The following is a 10,034-nucleotide window of genomic DNA, read 5'->3' as shown; positions in this document are numbered from 1 at the left end:
CCCCCGGCCGGTTTTGTTTTGGGGCGGCGTTCGTCGTGCTGCCCTGCCCCGCTTCGAGTTTCATTGGTTTCGCTTCAATCCGGCTTCAATCCGGATCGCTGGCCGCCAGCCGTTCGGCCACGTCCTTGAGCCAGGCCTCGCTCCAGGTCAGCGCGCCGGCCTTCAGATGCGCCACCACGCTGCGCACCCAATCGAGTTCGGTTTCGACGGTTGCCTGCAGCAGTTCGCTTTCCAGCAGGAACAGCCGCGGGATCTGCAGCGCGAGCGCCGCGTTGCGCGCCGCGTCGAGCCGTTCGAGTTCCGCCTCCAGCGCCGTGATGCGCGCTTCGAGCTGGCGGCGCGCGTCGTCCACCGACAGCAGCGGCAGCACCGACAGCGCCACCGGAAACGCCGGATATTCGCGGGCCGGCTGCGCCAACTGTTCGCGCAACCAGCCACGCGCCGTGTTGCGGCCGGCCTCGGTCACGGCGTAGACGGTGCGCTCGGGGAACATGCCGTCACGCTCGGTTTCGTGAACCACCACGAGGCGTTCGCGCAGCAGGCGATCGAGCGTTTGATAGAGGCTGTTGCGCTGGCGGACGTTGATCACGTCGTCCTTGCCGCGCAGTTTGATGAGCTGCTGGATGCGATACACGTGCATCGGCGCTTCGGTCAGCATGGCCAGCACGGCGAGCGCGAGGGGGGAGAATTTAGGCATGGGAGCCAGTCAAATCAATCATCAAACAATGACTGGTCATTTTATGGCTAGTCATTGTTTGATGCAATAAAACGCCGGTGGCAATCAGCCGACGTGGGTGCGCTTTGCGCCCGCCTCCGGCGTCTCCATGGTCGCGAGGCCGTGCACGATGCCGCAATCCTCGACCGTGTGCTCGCCCTGGCATTGCTCGCGCAATTCGCTCAGTTGGGCCTTCAACTGCTGCAGTTCGACCAGCCGCGCGTTGACGTGGCCGATGTGGTCGTCGAGCAGCGTGTTGATCGAATCGCAGCGATCGGCCGGGTCGTCGGTCAGGCGCAGCAGCGTGCGGATTTCGTCGTGCGTCATGTCGAGCGCGCGGCAATTGCGGATGAACCGCAGGCGCTCCACGTGAAGCTCGGTGTAGCGCCGGTAATTCGCGTCGGTGCGCTCGGTGTCCGGCATCAGCCCCTCTTTTTCGTAGAAGCGGATGGTCTCCGGCGTGCAGCGTGCGGCTTTGGCAAGTTCGCCGATCTTCATCAGATTCTCCTGTCGGAAACGGTTGACCCTGAAGTGGCTTCAGGGTGTTAACTCTACACCTCATGCAATCAGGAGAACGCCATGGCCGAATCAAATCGCACTCACGACGCGCACCGCGCCGACGACGCACCGTCGCCAGCCGGCTGCTGCGCGCACGATCACGGCCATGATGATGCGGGTGCGCGTGATGACGCGAAGCCGCAACTGGCGATCCGCTGGGTGAAGAAGGACGACGCGCCGGTACAGGCGCGGGGGCTTGGCCACGATCGTGGGCACGCGCACGGCGATCATGGCCAGGGTGAGCAGGACCATGACCATGCTGCGGAGGGGCGCGGCCAATGCGGCCACGCGCATGGCGGCGGAGGCGACGATAGCCACGGCCACGGCGCACATGGCCATTCGCACGACCACGGCGCACATGGCCACTCGCACGACCACGGCACGCACGATCACGGCGCACATGCCCACTCACACGACCACGGCACGCACGACCACGGCGCACATGTCCATTCGCATGACCACGGTTCGCACGACCACGCCGCACACGATCACCCCTCCGCCGCCTCCTGCTGCGCCCCCGCCGCACCGATCCTCGCCGCCTTGCCTGGCACGCAACGCCTGGCCGACGGCACCGAGCGCTCGGCGTTCCGGATCATGCAGATGGATTGCCCGACCGAAGAAACGCTGATCCGCAAGAAGCTCGGCGGCATGGCCTTGGTCACGACGCTCGATTTCAATCTGATGCAGCGGCTGCTGACCGTCGTGCACGCGCCCGGCGCGGCCGAATCGGTGGCCGCGGCGATCCGCTCGCTCGGCATGACGCCCGAACTGGCCGGCGGCGGTGCCTCGGCGGCCGGCGCATCCGGCGCGCCGCTGGCCGATGCGCCGAAGCCGGTCTGGCCGCTGGTGGCCGCCGGGGTGGCCGCGCTCGCCTCCGAGGCCGTGACCTGGGCCGGCCTGCCCGGCTGGCTGGCCGCGCTGCTCGCGGTGGCGTCGGTGGCCGTGTGCGGCCTCACCACCTACCGCAAGGGCTGGATCGCGATCCGCAACGGCAACCTCAACATCAACGCGCTGATGAGCATCGCCGTGACGGGCGCGATGCTGATCGGCCAGTGGCCCGAAGCCGCGATGGTGATGGTGCTGTTCACGATCGCCGAACTGATCGAGGCCAAGTCGCTCGATCGCGCCCGCAACGCCATCTCGGGCCTGATGCGGCTCGCCCCCGACACCGCCACGGTGCGGCAGCCCGACGGCAGTTGGGCACCGGTCGCGGCGGCCACGGTGGCGCTCGGCGCGATCGTGCGGGTGCGCCCCGGCGAGCGGATCGGCCTCGACGGCGAACTGGTGGACGGCCGCTCGACGGTCAACCAGGCGCCGATCACGGGCGAAAGCCTGCCGGTCGAAAAGGCGCCCGGCGACGCCGTGTTCGCCGGCACCATCAACGAGGCCGGTTCGTTCGACTATCGCGTGAGCGCCGTGGCCTCGAACACCACGCTCGCGCGCATCATCCACGCCGTCGAGGAGGCGCAAGGCGCGAAGGCGCCGACGCAGCGCTTCGTCGACCGCTTCGCACGCGTCTACACGCCGATCGTGTTCGCGATCGCGCTGGCCGTGGCGGTGATTCCGCCACTGCTGGCCGGCGGTGCGTGGCACGACTGGCTCTATCGCGCGCTGGTGCTGCTGGTGATCGCCTGCCCGTGTGCGCTGGTGATCTCCACGCCGGTCACGATCGTCTCCGGGCTGGCCGCCGCCGCGCGGCGCGGCATCCTGGTCAAGGGCGGCGTGTATCTGGAAGAAGGCCGCAAGCTCGGCTGGCTCGCGCTCGACAAGACCGGCACGATCACGCACGGCAAGCCCGCCCGCACGGATATGGAAGTGCTGGCCGACGATCTCGCGCCGGCCCGCCTCGCGTTCCTGGCCGCGAGCCTCGCGAACCGCTCCGATCACCCGGTGTCGCAAGCCATCGCGCGCGCCTCGGCCGATGCCGCGCCGTTCGCCGAGGTCGACGGCTTCGAGGCGCTGCCGGGCCGCGGCGTGCGCGGCGCGATCGACGGCGTGTCGTACTGGCTCGGCAATCAGCGGCTGGCCACCGAACTCGGACGCGCCTCGGCGGCGCTCGACGCACGCGTCGCCGCGCTCGAATCGCAGGGCAAGACGGTGGTGATGCTGATCGATGCGGCGCGCGTGCTCGGCCTGTTCGCGGTGGCCGACACGGTCAAGGACAGCAGCCGCGAGGCGATCGCGCAATTGCACGCGCTCGGCATCCGCACCGCGATGCTGACGGGCGACAACGCCTACACGGCGGCGGCGATCGCGCGCGAGGTGGGCATCGACGATGCGCGCGGCAACCAGTTGCCCGAGGACAAGCTCGCGGCGGTGGTCGAACTGGCGCGGCAAGGGCGCGCGGTCGGGATGGTCGGCGACGGCATCAACGATGCGCCGGCGCTGGCGCGCGCCGACATCGGCTTCGCGATGGGCGCGATGGGCACCGACACCGCCATCGAGACGGCCGACGTCGCGCTGATGGACGACGACCTGCGCAAGATCCCCGAGTTCGTGCGGCTCTCGCGCGCCACGCACCGCGTGCTGGTGCAGAACATCGGCTTCGCGCTGGCGGTCAAGGCGGTGTTTTTCGGCCTGACCATCGCCGGGCTCGGCACGATGTGGATGGCCGTGTTCGCCGACGCGGGCGCGAGCCTGATCGTGGTCGGCAACGGCTTGCGGCTGCTGCGCGCCTCGCGCGGCTAGGCGGTCATTTCGTTATCCGCAGCAAATGGGCCGTTGCTTATCATTCAACGCAGCGGCAGGTGGATGGCGGTCAGCAGTTGTTCGGGCGGCGTGGTGCGCGGGTCGTTCAGATAGGCCTCGAACGAGGGCGCATCGGCCGGCACGTGGCCCGATGAGGGCAGCCATTCGCCGTACAGCCAGGCGTAGGCGTTGCCGAGCGTGTCGTACGGCCCTTCGTGGATCAGCACGGCGCAGGTGCCGCCCGCGATGGTCAGGTGTTCGAACGGTTCGGGCAGCGCGATGGCCGCCGTGTCCGGGCCGAGCGCGTAGCACGCGTGCGAGCGAAGCTGCGCGGCGGGCACCACGGCCGGATCGTCGTAAAAGATGCCGAGGCAGCACGCGTCGGGGCCGAACAGGCCTTGCGCATCGATCCAGCCTGCCAGCCGCGCGAACGCGGTGTGCATCTCGCTGTAAGGCCCGCGATGTTCGGCGGCCACCACCTCGATCGGGTCAAGCTCGCGGATCTCGATCTGACGCGTGCTCATGAACAGGTCTCCTGAATAGGGTCGATGCACACGGGCCGGTGGCAACGCGAACGCCCAGGCAATCGCGAACCGGCGCGCGGCGCCGCTCATCGTACGAAACCGTTGCCGTCCGCGCAATATCTCCGCTGCCCGCCCTCGCCTGCCCCCACCTTTGCCGATTTTCGATAACACGTCGATTTATGACTCTCTAGCATCGGTTCTCCCACACCCGTTCCGGCGCGCCGCGTTCGACGGGCCGCACCTGAGGAGAACGCGATGCATGCAGAGTCGAACGGCCATTCCGGGCCGGCGCTGAAACAGACCCTCGGCACCTGGCAGCTATGGGGGATCGCGGTGGGCCTGGTGATCTCGGGCGAATATTTCGGCTGGAGCTACGGCTGGGCCAGCGCCGGCACGCTCGGCTTCGTGGTCACCGCGCTGTTCATCGCGGCGATGTACACCACCTTCATTTTCAGCTTCACCGAGCTGACCACCTCGATTCCGCACGCGGGCGGCCCGTTCGCCTACGCGCGCCGCGCGTTCGGGCCGGTGGGCGGCTATCTGGCCGGCATCGCCACGCTGGTGGAGTTCGTGTTCGCGCCGCCGGCCATCGCGCTGGCGATCGGCGCCTATCTGCACGTGCAGTTCCCGTCGCTGGAGCCGAAGCATGCGGCGATGGGCGCCTACCTCGTGTTCATGGCGCTCAACATCGTGGGCGTGCAGATTGCTGCGACGTTCGAGCTGATCGTCACGGTGCTGGCGATCTTCGAGCTGCTGGTGTTCATGGGCGTGGTGTCGCCGGGCTTCTCGTGGGCGAACTTCACGCACGCGGGCTGGAGCGGCGCCGATCACTTCTCGCTCGGCTCGTTCAACGGCATGTTCGCGGCGATCCCGTTCGCGATCTGGTTCTTCCTCGCGATCGAAGGCGTGGCGATGGCCGCCGAGGAAGCCAAGAACCCGAAGCGCTCGATCCCGATCGCCTACGTGGCCGGCATCCTGACCCTCGTGGTGCTGGCGATCGGCGTGATGGTGTTCGCGGGCGGCGCGGGCGACTGGAGCAAGCTCAGCAACATCAACGATCCGCTGCCGCAGGCGATGAAGTACATCGTGGGCGAGCACAGCGGCTGGATGCACATGCTGGTGTGGCTCGGCCTGTTCGGGCTGGTGGCGTCGTTCCACGGCATCATCCTCGGTTATTCGCGCCAGATCTTCGCGCTGGCCCGCGAGGGCTATCTGCCCGAGTGGCTGGCCAAGGTGCATCCGCGCTTTCGCACGCCGTATCGCGCGATCATCGCGGGCGGCGTGATCGGCATCGCGGCGATCTACAGCGACGAGCTGATCCAGTTCGGCGGCCAGACGCTGACGGCGAACATCGTGACGATGTCGGTGTTCGGCGCTATCGTCATGTACATCGTCAGCATGGCGGCGCTGTTCAAGCTGCGCCGCTCGCAGCCCACCATGGCGCGGCCGTTCCGCGCGCCGCTGTACCCGCTGTTCCCGGCGTTCGCGCTGGTCGCCGCGCTGATCTGCCTCGGCACGATGCTCTATTTCAACGCGCTGGTGGCGGGTGTGTTCGTGGCGATCGTCGCGCTCGGCTTCGTCTACTTCCTGGCGACGCGCGCACAACGCGCCGCCGCGCCCGCCGAGGCGCTGCTCGAGGAATGAGGCGGCGCGCGGCCCGGATTGCCGCGCCGCGCACCGCTCGACCTCAGGAGATTCACAGATGGCCTACACGGAGACGATCGGTTCGCAGACCTACCGGTTCGCGGACCTCAAGACCCTGCTTGCCAAGGCAAGCCCCTTGCGCTCGGGCGACCAGCTTGCCGGTGTCGCGGCGGCCAGCGAGGAAGAGCGCGTGGCCGCCAGGATGTCGCTGGCCGCGGTGCCGCTCAAGGCGTTCCTGAACGAGGCGCTGATCCCGTACGAACGCGACGAGGTCACGCGCCTGATCGTCGACGATCACGACGCTGCGGCATTCGCCGAGATTTCGCATCTGACGGTGGGCGACTTTCGCAACTGGCTGCTGTCGCCGGCGGCCGATGGCGCGGCGCTGGAACGCGTCGCACCGGGCATCACACCCGAAATGGCGGCGGCCGTCTCGAAGCTGATGCGCAACCAGGACCTGATCCTGGCGGCCCGCAAGCGCCGCGTGGTCACGCGCTTTCGCAACACGGTGGGCCTGCCGGGGCGCATGTCGGTGCGGCTGCAGCCGAACCATCCGACCGACGACGCGCGCGGCATCGCCGCCTCGATGCTCGACGGCCTGATGTACGGCTCGGGCGACGCGATGATCGGCATCAATCCGGCCACCGACAGCCTCGCCGCGATCACCCGCTTGCTGAACATGATCGACGCGTTTCGCGAGCGTTACCGCGTGCCGACGCAAGCCTGCGTGCTGACCCACGTCACCAACACCATCGCGGCGATCGAGAAAGGCGCGCCCGTCGACCTGGTGTTCCAGTCGATCGCGGGCACCGAGCAGGCCAACGCGAGCTTCGGCATTTCGCTGGCGCTGCTCGACGAGGCGCACCAGGCGGCGCGCTCGCTCAAGCGCGGCACCGTCGGCGACAACCTCATGTACTTCGAGACGGGCCAGGGCAGCGCGCTGTCGGCCAACGCGCATCACGGCGTCGACCAGCAGACCTGCGAGGTGCGCGCCTACGCGGTGGCGCGCAAGTTCCGGCCGTTCCTGGTCAACACGGTGGTGGGCTTCATCGGCCCGGAATACCTGTACGACGGCAAGCAGATCATTCGCGCCGGGCTGGAGGATCACTTCTGCGGCAAGCTGCTCGGCGTGCCGATGGGCTGCGACATCTGCTACACGAACCACGCCGAGGCCGACCAGGACGATATGGATACCTTATTGACGCTGCTCGGCGCGGCCGGCATCAATTTCATCATGGGCATTCCGGGCGCGGACGACGTGATGCTGAACTACCAGAGCACCTCGTTTCACGATGCGCTGTACGTGCGCGAGGTGCTGGGCCTGCGCCGCGCGCCCGAGTTCGAGGAATGGCTGGAGACGATGGAGATCGCCGATGCGAAGGGCGTGCTGTTGCCGGCTTCGACACGCACGCCGCTGCTGACGGGCGCGGATGACTGGATGGGGATCGGCGCATGAGCGACCCCGTCGAGAAGAACCCGTGGGGCGGGCTCAAGTCGTTCACGAACGCGCGCATCGCGCTCGGCCGCGCGGGCAGCAGCCTGCCGACCGAGCCGCTGCTGGCCTTCAACCTGTCGCACGCGCAGGCGCGCGACGCCGTGCATCAGCCGCTCGATGCCGACGCGCTGCGCGGCGAGTTGGAGGCGGCCGGTTACGCGACGCTCGCGGCCGACAGCGCCGCGCCCGATCGTCAGCACTACTTGCGGCGTCCCGATCTCGGCAGGCGCTTGTCCGACGCGAGCCGCGAGGCGCTGGCGGCGGCCGGCCGTGATGCCGAGGCCGCGCCCGACCTGGTGTTCGTGATCGGCGACGGCCTGTCGGCGCTCGCGGCCGCGAAGCAGGCGCTGCCGCTGATCGAGGCGGTGCGCGGCCGGCTCGATGCCGACGGCTGGTCGATCGGCCCGGTGGTGGTGGCGCGCCAGGCGCGTGTCGCGCTCGGCGACGAGATCGGTGAATTGTTGCGCGCGCAACTGGTGGCGATGCTGATCGGCGAGCGGCCCGGCCTCAGTTCGCCGGACAGCCTCGGCGTGTATCTGACCTACGCGCCGAAGGTCGGTTGCCACGACGCGCAGCGCAACTGCATCTCGAACGTGCGGCCCGAAGGGCTGCCGCACGCGGCAGCCGCGCACAAGCTGCACTATCTGCTGACGCACGCGCGCCGGCTGCAACTGACCGGCGTGGGCCTCAAGGACGACAGCGACGCGCTGCTGACCGGCAATGAAACGGACACCGAACGTCTTGGCGAGAAGCCCGCCGACGCGCCATGAAAAAACCGCCGGCGATCGCTCGCCGGCGGTGCTCGCATGCTGCCCGGAAAACCCGCAAAACTCAGAAGAACCCGAGCGGCTTCTCGCTATAGCTGACCAGCAGGTTCTTGGTCTGCTGATAGTGGTCGAGCATCATCTTGTGGGTTTCGCGGCCGATGCCCGATTGCTTGTAGCCGCCGAACGCCGCGTGCGCCGGGTAGGCGTGATAGCAGTTGGTCCACACGCGGCCGGCCTGGATCGCGCGGCCGAAGCGGTAGGCGCGCGTGCCGTCGCGGGTCCACACGCCGGCGCCGAGGCCGTACAACGTGTCGTTGGCGATCTCCAGCGCTTCCTCCTCGTTCTTGAAGGTGGTGACCGACAGCACCGGCCCGAAGATCTCCTCCTGGAAGATCCGCATCTTGTTGTGGCCGCGGAACACCGTCGGCTTGACGTAGTAGCCGCTCGCCAGCTCGCCCGTCAACGTGTTGCGCTCGCCGCCCGTCAGGCACTCGGCGCCTTCCTGGCGGCCGATGTCGATGTAGGACAGGATCTTTTCCATCTGCTCGGCCGAGGCCTGCGCGCCGATCATCGTCTGCGCGTCGAGCGGGTGGCCCTGGCGGATCTTCTCGACGCGCTTCACGGCGCGCTCGATGAAGCGCTCGTACACGCTTTCCTCGACCAGCGCGCGCGACGGGCAGGTGCACACCTCGCCCTGGTTCAGCGCGAACATCGCGAAGCCTTCGAGCGCCTTGTCGAAGTAGCCGTCGTCGCGGTCCATCACGTCGGCGAAGAAGATGTTCGGGCTCTTGCCGCCCAGCTCCAGCGTGACCGGGATCAGGTTCGCGCTGGCGTACTGCATGATCAGGCGGCCCGTGGTGGTCTCGCCGGTGAACGCGATCTTGGCGATGCGCTTGCTCGACGCCAGCGGCTTGCCGGCCTCCAGCCCGAAGCCGTTGACGATGTTGAGCACGCCCGGCGGCAGCAGGTCCTGCACGAGTTCGGCCCATACCAGGATCGAGGCGGGCGTTTGCTCGGCCGGCTTGAGCACCACGCAGTTGCCGGCGGCCAGCGCCGGCGCGAGCTTCCAGGCGGCCATCAGGATCGGGAAGTTCCACGGGATGATCTGGCCGACCACGCCGAGCGGCTCGTGGAAGTGGTACGCGACCAGGTCGCCGCCGATATCGGCGATCGAGCCTTCCTGCGCGCGCAGGCAGCCCGCGAAATAGCGGAAGTGGTCGATTGCCAGCGGGATGTCGGCCGCCGTGGTTTCGCGCAGCGGCTTGCCGTTGTCGATCGTCTCGGCCACCGCCAGCCGCGCCAGGTTCTGCTCCATGCGATCGGCGATGCGCAGCAGCACGGCGGCGCGGTCCGCCGCAGGCGTCGCGCCCCAGCCGGCCTTGGCCGCGTGGGCGGCGTCGAGCGCCAGTTCGATGTCGGCTTCCTGCGAGCGCGGGATGGCCGTGAACGGCTGGCCGGTGACGGGCGAGATGTTGTCGAAATACTGGCCTGCGACGGGCGGCACCCATTCGCCGCCGATGAAGTTCCCATACTGCTTGCGATACGGAAATTCGATGTTCAGATGCTGCATCTCGGCGTGGTTCATCTGTCGCTCCTCGCATGTCGGAATTAGGAAACGTCGCCGCGCACGCGCGGCGGGGCCT

At 68.2% G+C, this 10,034-nt stretch carries 8 protein-coding genes; 4 read left to right on the top strand and 4 right to left on the bottom strand.

Annotated features, from left to right (window positions below; all coding sequences use genetic code 11):
- Positions 1-85 precede the first annotated feature (85 nt).
- Both ACYP33_RS05605 and cadR read right to left on the bottom strand, forming a co-directional pair.
- The gene (locus ACYP33_RS05605) at positions 86-697 is read right to left on the bottom strand and encodes a helix-turn-helix transcriptional regulator (RefSeq protein ID WP_459620297.1); all 612 of its coding nucleotides are present in this window, start codon (positions 695-697) and stop codon (positions 86-88) included.
- Positions 698-781: 84 nt separating this feature from the next.
- Positions 782-1,213, bottom strand: coding sequence for a Cd(II)/Pb(II)-responsive transcriptional regulator (gene cadR, locus ACYP33_RS05600; RefSeq protein ID WP_414443546.1), 432 nt, complete (start codon positions 1,211-1,213; stop codon positions 782-784).
- 81 nt (positions 1,214-1,294) lie between these two features.
- On the opposite strand from cadR, the gene ACYP33_RS05595 reads away from it, so the two are divergent.
- Positions 1,295-3,961: a heavy metal translocating P-type ATPase gene (locus tag ACYP33_RS05595; RefSeq protein ID WP_459620295.1), complete on the top strand. Its 2,667-nt coding sequence runs from the start codon at positions 1,295-1,297 to the stop codon at positions 3,959-3,961.
- Positions 3,962-4,005: 44 nt separating this feature from the next.
- Here ACYP33_RS05595 and ACYP33_RS05590 read toward each other — a convergent pair whose 3' ends face one another.
- Positions 4,006-4,485, bottom strand: coding sequence for an AraC family transcriptional regulator (locus ACYP33_RS05590; RefSeq protein ID WP_459620293.1), 480 nt, complete (start codon positions 4,483-4,485; stop codon positions 4,006-4,008).
- 255 nt (positions 4,486-4,740) lie between these two features.
- Between ACYP33_RS05590 and eat the strand changes: the two genes are divergently transcribed.
- From eat to eutC, 3 genes are read left to right on the top strand one after another with little or no spacing between them, the layout of a single operon-like run.
- Positions 4,741-6,129, top strand: coding sequence for an ethanolamine permease (eat, locus tag ACYP33_RS05585; RefSeq protein WP_459620291.1), 1,389 nt, complete (start codon positions 4,741-4,743; stop codon positions 6,127-6,129).
- 58 nt (positions 6,130-6,187) lie between these two features.
- Positions 6,188-7,585: an ethanolamine ammonia-lyase subunit EutB gene (locus ACYP33_RS05580; protein ID WP_459620289.1), complete on the top strand. Its 1,398-nt coding sequence runs from the start codon at positions 6,188-6,190 to the stop codon at positions 7,583-7,585.
- Positions 7,582-8,394, top strand: coding sequence for an ethanolamine ammonia-lyase subunit EutC (gene eutC / locus ACYP33_RS05575; protein WP_459620287.1), 813 nt, complete (start codon positions 7,582-7,584; stop codon positions 8,392-8,394). The genes ACYP33_RS05580 and eutC overlap by 4 nt, the downstream gene beginning before the upstream one ends.
- Positions 8,395-8,455: 61 nt before the next feature.
- Here eutC and adh read toward each other — a convergent pair whose 3' ends face one another.
- Entirely contained in the window at positions 8,456-9,976 is a 1,521-nt protein-coding gene (gene adh, locus ACYP33_RS05570; RefSeq protein WP_206131744.1) for an aldehyde dehydrogenase, read from the bottom strand.
- Positions 9,977-10,034 lie beyond the last annotated feature (58 nt).

The organism is Burkholderia sp. 3C, from assembly GCF_054589155.1.
The sequence above is the reverse complement of the archived record's forward strand: the minus strand, read 5'-3'. Positions and strand labels throughout refer to the sequence as shown.